16 protein-coding genes and 2 pseudogenes are annotated in these 18,467 nt (G+C 59.7%); 9 read left to right on the top strand and 9 right to left on the bottom strand.

Translation table 11 applies throughout. The features are described from left to right. Positions 1–34: 34 nt before the first annotated feature. Positions 35–1,258, bottom strand: a complete 1,224-nt coding sequence (locus tag NHU87_RS10155) for an NADH:flavin oxidoreductase/NADH oxidase family protein (protein WP_253547964.1) — start codon at positions 1,256–1,258, stop codon at positions 35–37. 77 nt (positions 1,259–1,335) lie between these two features. On the opposite strand from NHU87_RS10155, the gene NHU87_RS10150 reads away from it, so the two are divergent. After that, a complete protein-coding gene (locus NHU87_RS10150) occupies positions 1,336–1,740 on the top strand; it encodes a MerR family transcriptional regulator (RefSeq protein WP_253547962.1) in 405 nt (134 codons plus the stop codon). Between the two features lie 135 nt (positions 1,741–1,875). Here NHU87_RS10150 and NHU87_RS10145 read toward each other — a convergent pair whose 3' ends face one another. After that, the gene (locus NHU87_RS10145) at positions 1,876–2,310 is read right to left on the bottom strand and encodes a thioredoxin family protein (protein ID WP_253547960.1); all 435 of its coding nucleotides are present in this window, start codon (positions 2,308–2,310) and stop codon (positions 1,876–1,878) included. Between the two features lie 208 nt (positions 2,311–2,518). On the opposite strand from NHU87_RS10145, the gene NHU87_RS10140 reads away from it, so the two are divergent. The 7 genes and pseudogenes from NHU87_RS10140 (at position 2,519) to NHU87_RS10110 (ending at position 6,374) form a co-directional block, all read left to right on the top strand. Further along, positions 2,519–2,767: a type II toxin-antitoxin system Phd/YefM family antitoxin gene (locus NHU87_RS10140; RefSeq protein ID WP_205887946.1), complete on the top strand. Its 249-nt coding sequence runs from the start codon at positions 2,519–2,521 to the stop codon at positions 2,765–2,767. Then, a complete protein-coding gene (locus tag NHU87_RS10135; RefSeq protein WP_253547958.1) occupies positions 2,757–3,038 on the top strand; it encodes a type II toxin-antitoxin system RelE family toxin in 282 nt (93 codons plus the stop codon). The genes NHU87_RS10140 and NHU87_RS10135 overlap by 11 nt, the downstream gene beginning before the upstream one ends. A gap of 106 nt (positions 3,039–3,144) precedes the next feature. Beyond that, positions 3,145–3,250 (top strand): annotated as a pseudogene (locus tag NHU87_RS10130) (amino acid ABC transporter ATP-binding protein); the annotation flags it as partial. 40 nt (positions 3,251–3,290) lie between these two features. Continuing rightward, positions 3,291–3,680 carry a RidA family protein gene (locus tag NHU87_RS10125; protein WP_038982964.1) on the top strand — a complete coding sequence of 130 codons (390 nt, stop codon included), beginning with the start codon at positions 3,291–3,293 and terminating at the stop codon, positions 3,678–3,680. A gap of 294 nt (positions 3,681–3,974) precedes the next feature. Next, positions 3,975–4,104 (top strand): annotated as a pseudogene (locus NHU87_RS28610) (IclR family transcriptional regulator); the annotation flags it as partial. Positions 4,105–4,143: 39 nt separating this feature from the next. Then, positions 4,144–5,361 carry an amino acid deaminase gene (locus tag NHU87_RS10115; protein WP_253547956.1) on the top strand — a complete coding sequence of 406 codons (1,218 nt, stop codon included), beginning with the start codon at positions 4,144–4,146 and terminating at the stop codon, positions 5,359–5,361. Positions 5,362–5,438: 77 nt separating this feature from the next. Further along, a complete protein-coding gene (locus tag NHU87_RS10110; protein ID WP_253547954.1) occupies positions 5,439–6,374 on the top strand; it encodes a sugar kinase in 936 nt (311 codons plus the stop codon). Positions 6,375–6,528: 154 nt separating this feature from the next. Here the strand turns inward: NHU87_RS10110 and NHU87_RS10105 are convergent, their stop codons facing one another. Both NHU87_RS10105 and NHU87_RS10100 read right to left on the bottom strand, forming a co-directional pair. Continuing rightward, positions 6,529–6,804 (bottom strand): peptidylprolyl isomerase, encoded by a 276-nt coding sequence (locus NHU87_RS10105; RefSeq protein WP_085714865.1) that lies wholly within the window; start codon positions 6,802–6,804, stop codon positions 6,529–6,531. A 66-nt stretch (positions 6,805–6,870) separates the two neighbouring features. Continuing rightward, positions 6,871–9,408: a PAS domain-containing hybrid sensor histidine kinase/response regulator gene (locus NHU87_RS10100; protein ID WP_253547952.1), complete on the bottom strand. Its 2,538-nt coding sequence runs from the start codon at positions 9,406–9,408 to the stop codon at positions 6,871–6,873. Between the two features lie 120 nt (positions 9,409–9,528). Here NHU87_RS10100 and NHU87_RS10095 point away from each other — a divergent pair, with 120 nt between their 5' ends. Beyond that, the gene (locus NHU87_RS10095) at positions 9,529–10,638 is read left to right on the top strand and encodes a PilT/PilU family type 4a pilus ATPase (RefSeq protein WP_253547950.1); all 1,110 of its coding nucleotides are present in this window, start codon (positions 9,529–9,531) and stop codon (positions 10,636–10,638) included. Positions 10,639–10,761: 123 nt separating this feature from the next. On the opposite strand, the gene NHU87_RS10090 is transcribed toward NHU87_RS10095, so the two are convergent. From NHU87_RS10090 to NHU87_RS10070, 5 genes are all read right to left on the bottom strand, one after another. Next, a complete protein-coding gene (locus NHU87_RS10090; RefSeq protein ID WP_253547948.1) occupies positions 10,762–12,717 on the bottom strand; it encodes an acetoacetate--CoA ligase in 1,956 nt (651 codons plus the stop codon). A 140-nt stretch (positions 12,718–12,857) separates the two neighbouring features. After that, positions 12,858–13,631 (bottom strand): 3-hydroxybutyrate dehydrogenase, encoded by a 774-nt coding sequence (gene hbdH / locus NHU87_RS10085; RefSeq protein WP_253547946.1) that lies wholly within the window; start codon positions 13,629–13,631, stop codon positions 12,858–12,860. A gap of 7 nt (positions 13,632–13,638) precedes the next feature. Beyond that, a complete protein-coding gene (locus NHU87_RS10080; protein ID WP_253547944.1) occupies positions 13,639–15,030 on the bottom strand; it encodes a GntP family permease in 1,392 nt (463 codons plus the stop codon). Between the two features lie 286 nt (positions 15,031–15,316). Further along, positions 15,317–16,732: a sigma-54 interaction domain-containing protein gene (locus NHU87_RS10075; RefSeq protein ID WP_253547942.1), complete on the bottom strand. Its 1,416-nt coding sequence runs from the start codon at positions 16,730–16,732 to the stop codon at positions 15,317–15,319. 147 nt (positions 16,733–16,879) lie between these two features. Then, a complete protein-coding gene (locus tag NHU87_RS10070; RefSeq protein ID WP_253547940.1) occupies positions 16,880–18,460 on the bottom strand; it encodes an ABC transporter ATP-binding protein in 1,581 nt (526 codons plus the stop codon). Positions 18,461–18,467 lie beyond the last annotated feature (7 nt).

Below are 18,467 nucleotides of genomic sequence, written 5' to 3'. Positions count from 1 at the left end.
GAGCAAGCTTCGCTCCTACAGGTTTCATGTTCGGTTATTTGCCCATCGCCTGCCGATACTGACGGGTACGCCGAGCGATGTACAACTGGTCGAGGATCAATGCCCAAACCGCCGAAACCTGCGGTCTAGGCTTGCGCCCGCGGCTCAATCGATGGAGCTGAAATTTCACCACGGCCATATTCGCCAGTGCCGCCAGAGGTTTGCGTTTCCAGCGAATCGGTGGCAACTGCGGGTGACTGTTCTGGCCTTCACGCCAGCGTTTGACCAGGTTCGGTTCGATGGCCATTGCCGTGCCGATGCCGGCCATGGCCATGCCGCTGTCGAGTACCTGTTCGACGATCGCCAACCGCCGTATGCCTCCGGTCACCATGACCGGCATGCTCGCCACGCTGGCCAGTTCGCCGGCCATTTCCAGAAAGTACGCTTCTCGTGCCAGGGTCCGACCGTCGCGCGCCTCGCCTTGCATGGCCGGGGCTTCGTAGCTGCCGCCGGAGAGTTCCAGCAAATCGATCTGCTTATCGTTGAGCCACTGGATCACTTGCCGGGCGTCGTCGGCGTCGAAACCGCCGCGCTGGAAGTCCGCGGAATTGAGCTTCACCGCCACACAAAACTGCGGCGATACCGACTTGCGAACGGCGCTGAGCACCTCCAGCAACAGGCGCGCACGATTTTCCAGTGAGCCGCCCCAGCGGTCGGTGCGGCGATTGGTCAACGGTGAGAGAAACTGGCTGATCAGATAACCGTGCGCGGCATGAATCTGCACCCCAGTGAAACCGGCCTTTTCCGCCAGGGCGGCGCTGGTGGCGAAGCGTTGAATGACCTCGGCGATGTCGCTTTCGCTCATGGGTTTGGGTTCGGCAAACATCTTCGAAAACCCACCCAGATCCAGCGCCACCGCCGAGGGGGCCCAGGCTTGCTGGCCGAGGTTGGCCATGGTCTGGCGGCCGGGATGATTGAGTTGCACCCAAAACTGCGCGCCACCGGCCCGGCCGATGGTTGCCCACTGACGAAAGCGCTCCAGATGTCGCTCGTCTTCCAACACCACGCCACCGGGACCGGTCATCGCGCGGCGGTCGATCATCACATTGCCGGTCAGCAACAACCCGGCGTCGCCGTCGGCCCAGGCTTGATACAGCCGAAACAACTCGCTGGAAGGTGCCTGCCCGGTATCGGCGAGGTTCTCTTCCATCGCGGCTTTGGCGATGCGATTGCCGATGGTCTGGCCGTTGGGCAAATTCAACGCTTGGAAGGGCGACATGCTTGACTCCTCATCAGTGAAGAGAAGAGGCTAAGCTTAAAGTTAACTTTAATGTCAAGCGTGCAAACGAGGCAGTGATGAAAATTGGTGAATTGGCGCAGCAGAGTGGGTTGAACGCCTCGCGCATTCGTTTTTATGAGGCCCAGGGCCTGATCCGTCAGGTCGAGCGGCAGGCCAACGGCTATCGGCGTTATCCGCCGCAAGTGTTGCAAACCCTGAAAATCATCCAGTGCGCCCAACAGGCCGGTTTCACCCTCGAAGAGTTGAAGTTGCTGCTACCGGATGCCACGACGGGTGAGGTCAATCACGACGAACTGGTGGCGAGCCTTGGGCGCAAGGTCGAACAGATCGAAGCGATGCAACTGCACCTGGCCCAGAGCAAGGCGCAGTTACTGGAGGTGATCGAGAATATCCAGGCGCGACCCGAGGGCATGGGGTGCGGCGCGAATGCCGAGCGGGTATTGGCGTCGCTCAAGCACTAATGCCGGTATGCCAAGACGCAGAACCTGTGGGAGCGAGGCTTGCCCGCGAAGAACGATGAGGCGTAATACCTGAAAAACCGCGGTGCATTCTTCGCGGGCAAGCCTCGCTCCCACAGGTTTTGCGTGTCACCGGCATCAGGGCCTCAACAGCTCCCGTGCCCGAGGCACGGTGCATAAAGTGCTGAAGGTTTTCTGCAGCCACGGCAAGTCGTGGCGGGGTTTGCGGACAATCTGCTGTTTGGGCCTGAGCTTGCCGATGTGTTTTTTGAAATTTTCTTCCAGGGTTTCTCGAGTGCCAATCCCTTTGAGCTTCTTCAGCAGCTTCCCGTCCTTGTAGATCAGCACGGTGGGTGTGCCAGTGACTTCCGAATGCCGAGGAGACTCGCTCGTACTCAGCACATAGATGTGCGCGTGATCTTTGTACTTCTCGGCAATTGCACGAAAAACCGGCTCGGCCATTTCGCAGGCGTAACAGTTTTTATTGCCGAAATACAGGATCACCGGGCGCCAGGTTTTGAGCGCCTTGCGGTAGACCGCAGCCATGGTCGGGTGGGTGGTCATCGAGCTCATTGAAATCTCCTTTTCAAAGACAATCGAATGCCTGTCGACGTTAAAGGAGGCGAGCAGATGGGTCTACTGTCAGAAATTACAGGTAGGGGTGAGGTGCCGGTGGGTTTCTTTGTATATATAAGAGGACATCCATGAATAAAGGCTAGATGCCAGACTCGGTTTAGAGTGCTATTTTTAGCGCTATTAAAAGCACTTCAAGGAGTAACGCATGACACACATCGTGCTTTCACAGGTTGTAGCGAGCATATCCGAGTTAAAGAAAAACCCGATGGGTACAGTCGCTGCGGGTGGTGGGTTGTCGGTCGCGATCCTCAACCGTAATGAACCCGCTTTCTACTGCGTCCCAGCCAAAGAATACGAAGCGATGATGGACCGACTTGAAGACATGGAACTGATTGCCCTTTGCCGCGAGCGAGAAAACGATCCTGTAATCAAGGTTTCTCTCGATGACCTATGAGCTGGAGTTTTCTGAGAAAGCCTGGAAGGAATGGCAGAAGCTCGGGTCAACGTTGAGGGAGCAGTTCAAGAAAAAGCTTCAGGAACGGTTGGCTAATCCGCACGTTCCAGCGGATCGGCTAAATGGGCTGGGCAACGCTTACAAGATTAAGCTGCGCAGTGCCGGGTATCGACTGGTTTATCGGGTTGTGGATGAAGTTCTGGTAGTGACGGTGATAGCAGTGGGGAAAAGAGAACGGGGAGATGTTTACAAGGATGCAGGTGAGCGGTAGCACTCCCTGAGCTTCAGCATTTATCCGGATAGATCAAAGGTCACGTTGTCTGGCCTTATTTCGAATCGTTACGCCTTCAACCGTGGTGCAAGTACCTGTGCGTTGTGACGAACGTGTATTCATGAATCAAGGGCGGGGGGCTGCCCAAGGAACTGTTCGAACGCCCACAGTCGCCACGTCTGACGAAATTTCTCAAGAACACTCGTTTCTGATTTTACAAAAGAATTTCATTTTCAATCAGGAGAAACACCCATGAGCATTACTCGTTACGGCACCGGCAGCACCGCCGGTGGCGGCCAGCCCCGTCCTTTCGCCCGCGCCGTCGAAGCCGATGGCTGGCTGCACGTGTCTGGCCAGGTGCCGGCGCTGGATGGCGAAATCATTGTGGGCGGCATTGTCGAGCAGACTCACCAGACCATGAAAAACCTGATCGCGATCCTGGAAGAGGCCGGTTATGGTCTGGAAGACGTAGTCCGTACCGGCGTGTGGCTGGAAGATCCGCGGGATTTCTGGAGTTTCAATAAGGTGTTCTCCGAGTACTTCAAAAGTGAACACGCACCGGCGAGGGCCTGCGTACAGGCGAACATGATGGTCGATTGCAAGGTCGAGATTGATTGCGTCGCGTACAAGAAAAAGGCCTGAGTTCCGGAACCGATCGTTCCCACGCTCTGCGTGGTAATGCCGCCATGGACGCTCCGCGTCCGCTTTGTGACGCAGAGCGTCACGGGATGCATTCCCACGCAGAGCGTGGGAACGATCAAGACCTGAGAATTGTGGTGGATTCTTCGCGGGCTAGCCTTAATGCCTGTCAGTTAAGGCGGAATCTGTAGGAGCGAGGCTTGCCCGCGAAGAACGATGACGCGTAATACCTGAAAAACCGCGGTGCATTCTTCGCGGGCAAGCCTCGCTCCTACAGGCACTTTGAATGTGAACACTGACATGACCGAAGATACCTTTACCCATTGCTTCGCCGCCCCACGGGCCGATGCGAAGAACAATTACAACGACTATCGCCGGGTGCTGATTGACAGCGCCAACAGCCTGGCCCCGTCGCATCAACGAATAACAATGGCTGCCTGCGGCCGCGAATGTGAGGAGTTCGACCATGTTTTCTGCCAAAAATACTGCCACCGTGGAAAAGGGTTTTGCCCACACTGGCGCCAATCTGGTGCGTGACGTCAGCCTGCCGGCGCTGGTGCTGCACCGCGACGCGCTGGAACACAACATTCGCTGGATGCAGGACTTCGTCAGCAATAGCGGCGCGGAACTGGCGCCGCACGGTAAAACCAGCATGACCCCGGCGCTGTTTCGCCGCCAACTGGACGCCGGTGCCTGGGGCATCACCCTGGCCAGCGCCACGCAAACCCGCGCGGCTTACGCCCATGGCGTGCATCGGGTGCTGATGGCTAACCAATTGGTCGGTACACCGAACATGGCACTGATTGCCGATCTGTTGGCAGACCCGACCTTCGATTTCTATTGCATGGTTGATCACCCGGATAACGTCGCGGACCTCGGCGCGTATTTCGCCTCGCGCGGTGTGCACCTGAACGTGATGATCGAGTACGGCGTGGTCGGCGGTCGTTGCGGTTGCCGCACCGAAGCCGAAGTGCTGGCGCTGGCCGAGGCGATAGCGGCTCAACCGGCGCTGGCACTGACTGGCATCGAGGGTTACGAAGGCGTCATCCACGGTGATCACGCGGTGACCGGCATTCGCGATTTTGCCGATTCACTGGTGCGACTGGCAGTGCAGTTGCAGGACAGTGGTGCGTTCGCTATTGCCAAGCCGATCATCACCGCTTCGGGTTCGGCCTGGTACGACCTGATCGCCGAGTCGTTCGAAACGCAGAATGCCGGCGGGCGTTTCCTCAGCGTGCTGCGCCCCGGCAGTTACGTGGCCCACGATCATGGCATCTACAAAGAAGCGCAATGCTGCGTGCTCGACCGTCGCAGCGACCTGCACGAAGGTTTGCGCCCGGCGCTGGAAGTCTGGGCGCACGTGCAGTCACTGCCGGAACCGGGTTTTGCGGTGATCGCCCTGGGCAAACGCGACGTCGCCTATGACGCCGGTTTGCCCGTGCCATTGTTGCGTTACAAGGCCGGCGTGGTGCCGGCGATTGGCGATGACGTGAGTGCCTGCAAGGTGACGGCAGTGATGGACCAGCATGCGTTCATGACCGTGGCGCCGGGGGTTGAGTTGCGGGTGGGCGATATCATTTCGTTCGGTACTTCGCACCCGTGCCTGACGTTCGACAAGTGGCGTATCGGGTGTCTGGTGGATGAGCAACTGAATGTCATCGAAACCATGGAAACCTGTTTCTAAGGCTCCAGACCGAGGCGCGGGCTTGCTCGCGAAGACGTCCGCCCAGACACCACCGAAACACCAGAGACCCCACAACGATGAGCAGCATCAGCCCCTTGGGCCCCAACACCCCGCGCATCGCCCTGATCGGCGAGTGCATGATCGAATTGCAGCAGCGCGCCAATGGCACGCTGCAACAAAGCTTCGGCGGCGATACCCTGAACACCGCGGTCTACCTGGCCCGTGAGCTGGGCGATGACGGCACGGTGGATTACGTCACCGCCCTGGGCGACGACAGTTTCAGCGACGCGATGTGCCAGAGCTGGGCCAGCGAAAACATTGGCCTGGACATGGTCCAGCGTTTGCCCGGTCGCTTGCCTGGCCTGTATTGCATCCAGACCGATGCGGCCGGCGAGCGGCGTTTTCTCTACTGGCGCAACGAAGCGGCAGTGCGCGATTGCTTCACCACCCCGGCGGCCGCGCCGATTCTGGCGGCGCTGCCGGATTACGACGTGTTGTATTTCAGCGGCATCACCCTGGCGGTGCTCGGTGTGCAGGGGCGGGAAAAGCTTCTGGAAACCCTGATCGAAGCTCGGCAGCGGGATGCGCGGATCGTGTTCGACAACAACTATCGACCACGCTTGTGGGCGTCGATTGAAGAGGCACGGGCGGCTTATCGCAGCGTTCTGCCCTATATCGACCTGGCGTTGCTGACGGTTGACGACGAGAAGGCGCTGTTCCACTTTTCCGATTGCGCGGCGGTGTTTGCCGCTTACGAGCAGATGGGCACGCCGGAAGTGGTGCTTAAACGCGGTGCCGAGGCGTGTCTGATTCGCTATGACGGTGAGTCGTTCAAAGTGCCGGCGCAGGTGGTCGAACGGGTGGTGGACACCACGGCGGCGGGGGATTCGTTCAGTGCCGCGTATTTGGCTTGTCGGCTTAAGGGTGGTAGCCCGGTTGAGGCTGCCGAGGCGGGGCATCGATTGGCGAGTCGGGTGATTCAGGTGCCTGGGGCACTCATTCCCAAGGATTGAAATGCAATCCCTGTAGGAGCTGCCGAAGGCTGCGATCTTTTGATCTTGATCTTCTCGGAATCGCTGAAAATCAAGATCAAAAGATCGCAGCCTTCGGCAGCTCCTACGGGAGGGGTGTGTGCATCAGGGAGGATTTGCCCAGCTTCCAAGCCCATCAATCCCGATAAAACACCTGCACCAGGTGATAACCAAACTTGCTCTTGATCGGCCCATGCACCACCCGCAGCGGTTTTTTGAAGATCACTGCATCAATCACCCCAACCATCTGCCCGGGCCGCACTTCGCCCAGATCGCCGCCGCGTTTGCCGGACGGGCACGTGGAGTATTTCCTGGCCAGCACATCGAAGGCTTCGCCCTTGGCGATGCGTTGTTTGAGCTGCTCGGCTTCTTCCGAGGTTTTCACCAAAATATGGCGGGCTTGGGCTTTCATTGGCAGTACCTTGCAACGGTGGTGGCTATGTTGGTGCCAGCGTGGGGCGCGCGATTATGCCTTAACTCAGTCCGCTTGGCCGATCATCGTGCGAATCTTGTTGGCCAACAGGTCAATGGAAAAGGGTTTGGCCACCATGTCCATGCCTTCTTCCAGGAAACCCTGGCGTTCGGCGGCTTTTTCCGCATAACCGGTCATGAACAGCACCTTGAGGTCGGGGCGGTGCTGACGCGCGATTTCCGCCAGTTGCCGACCGTTCATGCCCGGCAACCCGACATCGGTCACCAGCAGATCGACCCGCAGGTCGGATTCCAGCAAAGGCAGGGCGGCCTTCGCGTCTTCGGCTTCATGGGCGTGATAACCCAACTCATTAAGCAGGTCGAGCACCAGCATGCGCACTGCCGGATCGTCTTCCACCAGCACCACGGTTTCACCGGCCACCGCAGCCGGTGTTTCGCCGGTGAGCGGCACCAACGTGAGTTCCGGCACCGCGACGTGCAACCGTGGCAGATACAGCCGAACGCAGGTGCCCTGGCCCGGCAGGCTGTGAAGATTGACGTGCCCGCCCGATTGCTGGGCGAAGCCATAGATCATTGAGAGCCCAAGGCCGGTGCCCTGGCCGATGGGTTTGGTGGTGAAAAACGGGTCGAAGGCCTTGGCCAATACTGTCGGGGTCATGCCGGTGCCGTTGTCGCTAACGGCAATCATCAGGTAATCCCCGGCCCTGACCGGTTCCAGAGGGGTAATGTCGCTACCGTCGAGGTGAACGTTGGCGGTTTCGATCAGCAGCTCGCCGCCTTCGGGCATCGCATCCCGGGCATTGATCACGAGGTTGAGCAGGGCGTTCTCCAGTTGGCTGACGTCAGTACTGACCGGCCAGACTTCATCGGCCAACTGCATTCTGAGCTCGATATGGTCGCCCTTGGTCCGGCGGAACAAATCTTCCAGAGAATGCACCAGTTGGTTGGCATCAAGCGGCTTGCGATCCAGCGACTGGCGTCGGGAGAACGCCAGCAGACGATGGGTCAGGGCGGCGGCGCGGTGGGCCGAGGACACCGCGGCTTCGGTGAAGCGACCAATCTCGGCGGCACGCCCGTCGGCAATGTAGCGCTGCATCAAATCGAGGCTGCCGATGATCCCGGTGAGCATGTTGTTGAAGTCATGGGCGATGCCGCCGGTGAGCTGTCCCACCGCTTCCATTTTCTGCGCATGCCGCAAGGCGTCTTCAGCGCGCTCGCGTTCGAACATCTCGTTTTGCAGTCGCTGGTTGGCTTCGGCCAATTGCTGAGTGCGGGCGCTCACGCGTTCTTCAAGGGTTTCGTTGAGGTTGCGCAGGGCTTCTTCGGTCTGTTTGCGCTCAGTCTCGTCGATCACGAAGATGTAAAAACCATTGACCGCGCCATCCGCGCCATGACGCGGCAGGTAGTTCATCAGGGCCTGACGGGTGCTGCCATCGCGATGCGCGGCGCTGATGCTGAAACTGCAGGCCTTGCCTTTCAGCGCCTCGGCAATGTGTTCGGCGCGCAGGGCATAAGCTTCATCGCCCAGCACTTCACGGACGGTGCGGCCGTAAAGTTCCTGGGGCGTCAAGCCATACCATTCCAGATAGGCGGCATTGTTCAGACGAAAGCGCTCCTCGCTGTCGACGTAACTGATCAGGATGGGCATGGCATTGATGATCAGCTGCAGCTCGGTCTGGCTCTGGCGAAGGGCTTGTTCGATGTGTTTGCGTTCGGTCAGGTCCAATGCGGCGCCGAGGAAACGAATCGGCCGGCCATGATGATCCTTGTAGCAGCGGCCTCGGGCAAACACCCAGCGCAATTGGCCGTCGGCTTGCAGCAAACGATATTCCTCGGCGTACTCGCTGCCATGGGTGATGCAATGCTTGATGCTGCGGGCAATCATGGCGCGGTCTTCCGGGTGCACGCCATGGAGGTATTCGCTGATGGGCAACTGGTTGGCCAGGGCTGCGTCGACGCCATGCAATTGGGCGAAGTGGGCATCGGCGATGAAACGGTCTTCGCCGATGTCCCAGTCCCAGGTGCCAACGGCATCGGTGGCGGCCAGCGCCAGTTGCAGGCGCTGCTCGGTTTCCTGCTGGGCCTTGAGGCTCGCGGCGGAGCGTTGCTCGAGTTCCAGGGCGATGCGGCGGCGTTCATTGGTTTCGATGGCCGTGACCAGAATACCGGCGACCTCGGCGTTTTCATTGCGAATGGGGCTGTAGGTCAAATCCAGCCAGAAGTCGGAATCGCGCCCGTCGCGCTGGAGGGTAAAGCGCTGTTCGCTGTAGGTCCGCACCTGGCCCTGTAGGACGGCGCTGTAAATCGGGTCGGTGAAGTCTTTCAGTTCTGGCCAGATAAGGTGCGTCGGTTGTCCGAAAGCGTGTGGGTGCTTGCTGCCGGCGAGGAAGGCGAAACCGTCGTTGTAGATCTGCGTGAGCTGCGGGCCCCACAGCAACAGCATCGGCATCGGTGAGTGAATCACAATGTCCACGGCGGTGCGCAGGCTCTGCGGCCAGTGATCGGAGGCGCCCAGCGGGTTGTCTGTCCAGTCCAGTCGGGCAATCAAGGCTTGGGCATCGCTGGCGGTCGGTGGTGCGTTCATTACAATGTCCTGCGCGTAAGTCGGTGTGGCGGCGTCTACTATCCTTGCAGGGTGGTAGATGCTGAATGATCCGTTTTGGATCATTTTTTCAATTTGAATGCTTCGCGGGTGCTTTTTGCCATGGAAATCGATGCACTGTTGCAAATTCTGGCCAGCCGCAATGGCTCCGATCTTTACCTGTCCACGGGCGCGCCACCCAGCGCGAAATTTGACGGTGTGCTTAAATCCCTGGCCGAGCAACCGTTCAAGCCCGGAGAAATCGCGGCCATTGCCGCGTCCATCATGGACGCCGAACAGCGCCTGGAGTTCGATCGCGAACTGGAAATGAACCTAGCGCTTTCCCTGGCCGGGATCGGGCGCTTTCGGCTCAATATCTTCAAGCAGCGCAATGATGTGTCGATCGTGGCGCGCAACATCAAACTCGACATTCCGCGCTTCGAAGACCTCAAGCTGCCACCGGTCCTGCTCGAAACCGTGATGCTCAAACAAGGGCTGATATTGTTCGTCGGTTCGACCGGCTCAGGCAAGTCGACCTCGCTGGCGGCACTGATCGATTACCGCAATCGCCACAGCAGCGGCCATATCATCACCATCGAAGACCCGGTCGAGTTTATTCATCGGCACAAGAAGTCGATCATCAACCAGCGTGAGGTCGGCGTAGACACCCGTAGTTTTCATGCAGCGTTGAAAAACACCCTGCGCCAGGCGCCGGACGTGGTACTGATCGGCGAAATTCGCGACCGCGAGACTATGGAGCATGCGCTGGCATTTGCCGATACCGGTCATCTGGTAATTTCCACTTTGCATGCGCACAACGCCAATCAGGCACTGGACCGCGTGATCAACTTCTTTCCCGAAGAGCGCCGGACGCAGCTACTGCATGACCTGGGCAATAACCTCAAGGCGTTTGTTTCCCAGCGCTTGGTGCGCAGCCGCGATGGGCAGCGCCGGGCGGCGGTGGAGGTGATGCTGGGAACGCCGACCATCGGCGACCTGATCCGGCGCAATGAGCTTTCCGAGCTCAAGGGGATTATGGAGAAGTCGTCAGAGGCGGGGATGCAGACGTTTGATGGGGCGCTGTTCGAACTGTTCGCCGAGGGCGCGATCGATGAGGCAGAGGCGTTGAAACATGCGGACTCGGTGAACAACTTGCGACTGCGCCTGAAAATGCACGCCGAGACTACACCCGGCCCCCATACACCGCCGGGTGAGTGGGGATTAGTGGACTAGCGCTGACAACGACGATCAAATGTGGGAGCGGGCTTGCTCGCGAAGACGATTTCACATTCAACATGGATGTTGGCTGATAGACCTCTTTCGCGAGCAAGCCCGCTCCCACAGTGGAACTACGTTTCAATCATTGAGTTCGGGGCGGTCGCGAAACTGCTCCAGTGCCTCGGGATTGGCCAGTGCATCAGTGTTCTTTACCTTCTGGCCATGCACCACATTCCTCACCGCCAACTCGACCACCTTGCCGCTGATGGTCCGCGGAATGTCCGTCACCGCGACAATCTTCGCCGGCACATGCCGTGGGGTGGTGTTGGCGCGGATGACCTGACGAATCTGTTGTTGCAGCGCTTCGTCCAGCGCGACACCCTCACGCAACTTCACGAACAGCACCACTCGCACGTCATCCTGCCATTGCTGACCAATGGCGACGCTGTCCAACACCTGCGGGACTTTTTCCACCTGACGATAGATTTCCGCCGTGCCGATGCGGACGCCGCCGGGGTTGAGCACCGCGTCAGAGCGGCCGTGGATCAGCATGCCGCCGTGAGGCAGTTGCTCGGCGTAATCGCCCTGGGCCCAGACACCGGGGAACAGGCTGAAATAGGACTTTCGCAGCTTCTCCCCGTCAGGGTCATGCCACAAACCGATGGGCATCGCCGGAAAATGTCGGGTGCACACCAGTTCGCCTTTTTCCCCGATCACAGGCGTACCGGCATCGTTCCAGACTTCGACCGCCATGCCCAGGCTCTTGCATTGCATTTCGCCACGGCGTACCGGCAGGACCGGATTACCGATCACAAAGCACGAAACGATGTCGGTGCCGCCAGACATCGAGGACAGGCACAGGTCGGACTTGAACGCGCGATAGACGTAATCGAAGCTTTGCGGGGACAGCGCGGAACCGGTGGACAACACGGTTTTGAGGCTGCTCAGGTCATGACTTTCGCACGGCTTTACACCATTGCTTTCCAGCGAGGTGATGAACTTGGGACTGGTGCCGAAGACGTTGATGCGTTCGTCGTCGATCAGGTCGATCAAACGCTCCGGGCCTGGATGAAACGGCGAGCCGTCGTACAGCACCACGGCGCAGTCGACGGCCAGGGCCGAAACCAGCCAGTTCCACATCATCCAGCCGCAGGTGGTGTAGTAGAACAAACGGTCGCCGGGGCCTAGATCGGTGTGCAGGCCATGTTCCTTGACGTGTTGCAGCAGCACGCCGCCGGTGCTGTGAACAATGCATTTCGGCACGCCAGTGGTGCCGCTGGAATAGAGGATGTACAGCGGATGAGCGAAGGGCACGGGAACGAATTGCGGCTCGCCGCCCGGCTCGTAGAAATCGTCCCAGAGCGTCACGTTGGCCTGGCTGCGGAAGTCTTCAATGCGCGCCTGGGGTCGTGCGTAAGGGACAACGATCAATTGTTGCAAGGACGGCAGTTGCCCGAGGATTTCGTTGACCTTGGCGGTCTGGTCGATCTCTTTGCCGGCGTAGCGGTAACCGGCGCAGGTGAGCAGCACTTTCGGCTCGATCTGGCCGAAGCGATCGATCACCCCGTGGGTACCGAAGTCGGGTGAGGAACAAGACCAGATCGCGCCGAGACTGGTGGTGGCGAGCATGGCGACAAGAGTTTGCCAAGTGTTCGGCATGCACGCGGCCACGCGGTCGCCGATACCGATACCGGCGGCTTTCAGGCTGTTTTGAAAGCCGGCGACGTGGCTCGCCAGTTCGGCCCAGGTCAGTTGTTCCCGTTGGCCGTTTTCGCCGATAGCCACCACCGCCACGGCATCGTCGCGACGGCGCAGCAGGTGTTCGGCGAAATTAAGCGTGGCGCCGGGGAACCACTGGGCGCTGGGCATTTGTTCGCCCTCTACTAGCACAGCGTCTGGCTGATCGTGAAAACGAATGTCGAAGAAATCGACGATGGCCTGCCAGAAAGCTGCCCGCTGATCGATGCTCCATTGATGCAGGGCAGGGTAGTTGGCGATATCAAGGGAATGTCGCTGATTGACGAAGCGCCGGAAGGCCTCCATGCGGGTCTTGCCGATGCGCTCGGTGCCGGGTTGCCAGAGGATGTCGGACATGGCTTGGCCTCTCTCGTTCCCACGCTCTGCGTGGGAATGCCTCAATGGACGCTCTGCGTCCGCTTTGGGACGCAGAGCGTCCCGGGCTGCATTCCCACGCAGAGCGTGGGAACGATCAATGTCAGGGGGCTGGCGGCGGGTTACTGCGCCAACCACCCACCATCAATATTCCACGCGGCGCCACGCACCTGGCTACCGGCTTCGCTGCATAAAAACAGCACCAACTCACCCAGCTGCGGCGGCGTCACGAATTCCAGGGACGGTTGCTTCTCGGCCAGCAAATCATGTTGCGCCTGCTGCGGGTCGATCCCGGTCGCGGCGCGATCATCGATCTGCTTCTGCACCAGCGGCGTCAGCACCCAACCCGGGCAGATCGCATTGCAGGTGACGTTCGTCGTAGCGGTTTCCAGACCGACCACCTTGGTCAGGCCGATCACACCATGCTTGGCCGCGACGTACGCCGCCTTGCCCACCGACCCGACCTGGCCATGCACTGACGCGATGTTGATGATTCGTCCCCAGCCCTTGGTGCGCATCCCCGGCAGGCTCAAACGGGTGCTGTGAAACACCGACGACAGGTTGATCGCAATGATCGAATCCCAGCGCTCCACCGGAAAATCTTCCACCGACGCCACGTGCTGGATGCCCGCGTTGTTGACCAGGATATCCACGCCGCCGAACTCACGCTCGGCGTATTCAATCATCTCGGCGATCTGCGCCGGGTCGCTGACGTCGGCCGGGTGATGGCCGACTTTGCCGCCGAATTTTTCGATTTCAGCAACCACCGAGGACGCATCGCCGAAACCGTTGAGAATCAAGTTGGCGCCAGCCTTGGCCAGGCTCAGGGCGATCCCCAGACCGATGCCGCTGGTGGAACCGGTGACCAGTGCGGTCTTGCCCGAAAGAGTCGTCATGAATACCTCACACAATGCCAGTGGCGTAGAAAGTACCGATCACCACAAAAACAGCGAGTGTCTTGATCAGCGTAATACAGAAAATGTCTTTGTAGGCCTCGCGGTGGGTCAAACCGGTGACCGCCAGCAAAGTAATCACCGCGCCGTTGTGCGGCAGGGTGTCCATGCCGCCACTGGCCATCGCGGCGACCCGGTGCAGCACTTCCAGCGGAATATTGGCGGCGTGGGCGGCACTGATGAACGTCTCGGACATTGCCGCCAGGGCAATACTCATGCCGCCCGACGCCGAACCGGTGATACCGGCCAGCAGGGTCACGGTAATCGCTTCATTGACCAGCGGATTGGGAATGCTTTTGAGCCAGCCGGACAGCACCAGAAAACCCGGCAACGACGCGATCACCGCACCGAAACCGTATTCCGACGCCGTGTTCATGGCCGCCAGCAGTGCACCGCTGACCGCACTTTTACTGCCTTCGGCCAACTTGCCGCGAATCGTCTGAAAGGCGAACACCAGCACCATGACGATGCCCACCAGCAACGCCGCCTGGACCGCCCAGATCGCCGTCAGCTTGGCGATGTCGGTGGTCACGGGCGCTGCCATGCCCGGCAGCGAAAGGCTGTGAGTCTTGCCGTACCACTCTGGAATCCAACGGGTGAACAGCAGGTTCATCAGGCCCATCATCAACAGCGGCGACAGCGCGATCCATGGGTTGGGCAGTTTGATGTCCGGCGCGGTTTCCGGCTCGTTGCGCAACGCTGAGCCATATCCCTCACCGCTGCGCTGGGCTTTGTTGCGCTGGCTCTGCAGAAACAGCATGCCGGCGCAGAACACGAAAATTGTGCCGATCACACCCAGCCACGGTGCGGCCCAGGCGGTGGTGTTGAAGAAGGTGCTGGGGATGATGTTCTGGATCTGCGGCGTGCCGGGCAGGGCGTCCATGGTGAACGAGAACGCGCCGAGGGCGATGGTCGCCGGGATCAGACGCTTGGGGATATTGCTCTGACGGAACATCTCGGCAGCAAACGGGTAGACCGCAAACACCACCACAAACAGCGACACGCCGCCATAAGTGAGCAGGGCGCAGACCAGCACGATCACCAGCATCGCCTGACGAGTGCCGAGCACACGAATGGCTGCGGCAACGATGGAGCGGGAGAAGCCCGACAACTCGATCAACTTGCCGAACACGGCACCGAGCAGGAACACCGGGAAATACAGTTTGACGAAGCCGACCATTTTTTCCATGAACACCCCGGTGAAGACGGGGGCAACGGCGGAAGGGTCGGTGAGCAGGACGGCACCGAGGGCGGCGATCGGGGCAAAGAGGATAACGCTGTAGCCACGGTAAGCAGCCACCATTAGCAGCGTGAGGGCTGCCAAGGCAATGATCACACTCATGGTGTGTCTCCTGGATTGTTATTTTTGTAGGTTGAAGCTATGTGGGAGGGGCTATAGCGAGTTTCGTGCCAGAAGGTAAGCTGTTGAAATTCAAAGGAATTATTTATTGGTGAGATGGTTGTGCGGGTTTTTGTCTCTGTATTGAGATTTTCTGTGGCTGGGCTGACGCTTTCGCGGGCAAGCCTCGCTCCTACGGGATTGTGATTGTTTACAGCACTGCACCACCCTGTAGGAGCGAGGCTTGCCCGCGAAGGGGCCATATCTACCAATGGAGATCTATGTCTCTTTATGTAGACTCGATAATCCCCAACGCCACCATCTTCTTGTACAACGTCGACCGCCCCAGCCCCAACCGGGCCGCCGCTTCGATAACCTTCCCGCCGCATTGCGCGAGGGCGGCTTCAATCAACTGCCGATCAAACCGTTCACGAGCCTCACTGAAGGTTTCATGGGCAACCGGCCCGATGGCCAAGGGCGCCACACGCTGCACCGGGGTAAAACGGCCAATCGCCGCGCGGATATCCGCCGCGTTCAGAATCAAATCATCACTGAGCAACGCTGCGCGCTCCAGCACGTTGCGCAGTTCGCGGATGTTTCCTGGCCAGGCATGTTGACCCAACAAATCCAAGGCTTCGGGGTTCAGTTCGTGCTGACTGCGCAGCTCTTCGAGAATCCCTTCGCTGAGGGCCGGCAGGTCATCGAGGCGATCACGCAGGGGCGGGACCTGAATCGGCAGCACGTTGAGGCGGTAATACAAGTCGGCGCGAAACTCGCCGCGTTTGATCGCCGCTTCCAGGTCAGTGGAAGTGGCCGCGATCACCCGCACATCACTCTGGATCACTTCGTTGGAACCTACGGGCTCGAATTCCTTTTCCTGCAACACCCGCAGCAGCTTGCTTTGCAGTGGCAGTGGCATGTCGCCGATCTCATCGAGAAACAGCGTGCCGCCCTGAGCGATCTGCAGTTTGCCGGTGCGGCCCTTGCGATCGGCGCCGGTGAATGCGCCGGGCGCGGTGCCAAAGAATTCGGCTTCCAGCAGTGACTCGGGAATCGCCGCGCTGTTGATACTGACGAACGCTTTGTGCGCCCGAGGCGAGGCACCATGAATCGCCTGAGCCAGCAGCTCCTTGCCGGTACCGGTTTCGCCGAGCAGCAACACCGGAGACTCGGCACTGGCGCCGCGCCGGGCGCGGCGTTTGACTTCGAGACTGGCGGCGCTGGTGCCGATGAAATGGGCGAAGTTGTACTTGGTCTGCCGCGCCCGCAGCAGCGAGCGGGTCGATGCCAGTTCTTCCTGCATGCTCAGGTAGCGCTTGAGCATCGGCGACAGGCTGCGCAATTCATCGAACAGGGCAAAACCGATGGCGCCGATCACCGCGCCGGCATCGTCGTGAATCGGCAGACGCATCACCACCAGCGGTTCCTTGGGGGTGTCCTGCATGTCCAGCAGGATGGGTCGTCCGGTGCGCACCACGTCGCGCAACAGGCTGCCGGGGATCACGCTTTCACAGGCCCTGCCGATCGCACCTGCGGCCGATTCGAGACCGAAACGCCGGGCATAACGCTCATTCATCCAGACGATGTTCGCATCGCGGTCGACAATCACCGTGCCCTCGCTCGATTGTTCGATGATTTCGAACAGCGAGCGGATCGCCAGGGTGCGAACGCGCTGGTAGTCCTTGAGGCTTTCGGTGGTGTTCATGGGCTTCATGTCCAGAATATGTGGTGTTTGTGCGGGCCTCATCGCGAGCAGGCTCGCTCCCACAGGGGATCTGTGTCGTTCACAAATCCTCTGTGGGAGCGAGCCTGCTCGCGATTGGGGCGACGCGGTCTGACGGTATGACGCCGATTATGCCCACCCCGGATGCGCCGCCGCCAACAGCTCTTTGGTATACGGATGCTGCGGTGAGTCGAACACGTCGTGGCTGGCGCCGCTTTCCACCACTTTGCCGTCCTTGATCACGATCATGTCGTGGGCCAGGGCGCGGATCACCGCCAGGTCGTGGCTGATGAACAGGTAGGTCAGGCCATGTTTTTCCTGAAGCTGGCGGAGCAGGGCGACCACTTGTTTTTGCACCGTGCGATCCAGCGCCGAGGTCGGTTCGTCGAGCAGGATCAGCGCCGGTTTCAGTACCAGCGCGCGGGCAATGGCGATGCGCTGGCGTTGGCCGCCGGAGAATTCGTGCGGGTAGCGATGACGGCTTTGCGGATCGAGGCCGACTTCTTCCAGCACTCGGATCACTTGCGCTTCGCATTCATCCGGGGTGGATTGGCTGTGAACCTCAAGGCCTTCACTGATGATCTGCGCCACGGACATCCGCGGGCTGAGGCTGCCGAAGGGATCTTGAAACACCACCTGCATCTTCTTGCGCCAAGGACGCAGCTGCTTTTGCGTCAAGCCATCCAGGGCCTCACCCTGAAAGCGAATGCTGCCTTCGGAATCGAGCAAGCGCAGGATCGCCTGCCCCAGCGTGGATTTGCCCGAACCGGATTCACCGACGATGCCCAGAGTCTTGCCGCGCTGAATATTCAGGCTGATGCCGTCCACCGCGCGCAGGTAAGTTTTACGCTGAAACAGGCCACCACCGATGACGAACTGCACCTGCAAATTATCCACTTCCAGGACTTTTTCACGTTCGTCCCGGGGCAGGGCTTCACCTTCCGGTTCGGCGTTCAGCAGCACGCAGCTGTAGGGATGTTTCGGCTCGGTGAACAATGTTTCGCAGGGCGCCTGCTCGACGATTTCCCCAGCCTTCATTACGCACACTCGCTGAGCGATGCTGCGCACCAGATTGAGGTCGTGGCTGATCAGCAACAGCGACATGCCGAGCCGCTGTTGCAGGGATTTGAGCAGCAGCAGGATCTTGCGCTGCACCGTCACATCCAGCGCGGTGGTCGGCTCGTCGGCGATCAGCAATTCCGGCTCGCAGGCCAGGGCCATGGCGATCATCACCCGTTGCCGCTGGCCGCCGGACAGTTGATGAGGATAGGCCTTGAGCCGCTCTTCGGGTTTCTGGATGCCCACCAGTTGCAGCAACTCGAGAATCCGCGCTTGCGCCGCTTTGCCGCCCAGCCCTTTATGCAGCAGCAGGGTTTCGCCGATCTGCTTTTCAATGCTATGCAGCGGGTTGAGGGAGGTCATCGGCTCCTGGAAGATCATCGCGATCCGGTTGCCGCGCAGTTCACGCAAAGTCTTGATGTCGGCGCCGATCAATTCCTGGCCGCGATAGCGAATACTGCCGGTGGTCTGAGTGCCGGTTTCGGGCAGCAGTTGCAGGATCGAGTGGGCGGTCACCGACTTGCCGCAACCCGACTCGCCGACCAGCGCCAGGCACTCGCCAGGACGGATGTCCAGGCACAGGTTGCGCACCACGGTCTGGCCGCTGAAGGCCACGTTGAGGTCACGGATTTCGATCAGGTTGTCAGTCATATCAACA

It is taken from the genome of Pseudomonas mandelii (assembly GCF_024138395.1).
Lineage (GTDB): Bacteria > Pseudomonadota > Gammaproteobacteria > Pseudomonadales > Pseudomonadaceae > Aquipseudomonas > Aquipseudomonas mandelii_E.
Note: the sequence above shows the minus strand (reverse complement) of the source record. Positions and strands in the feature narration are given on the sequence as shown.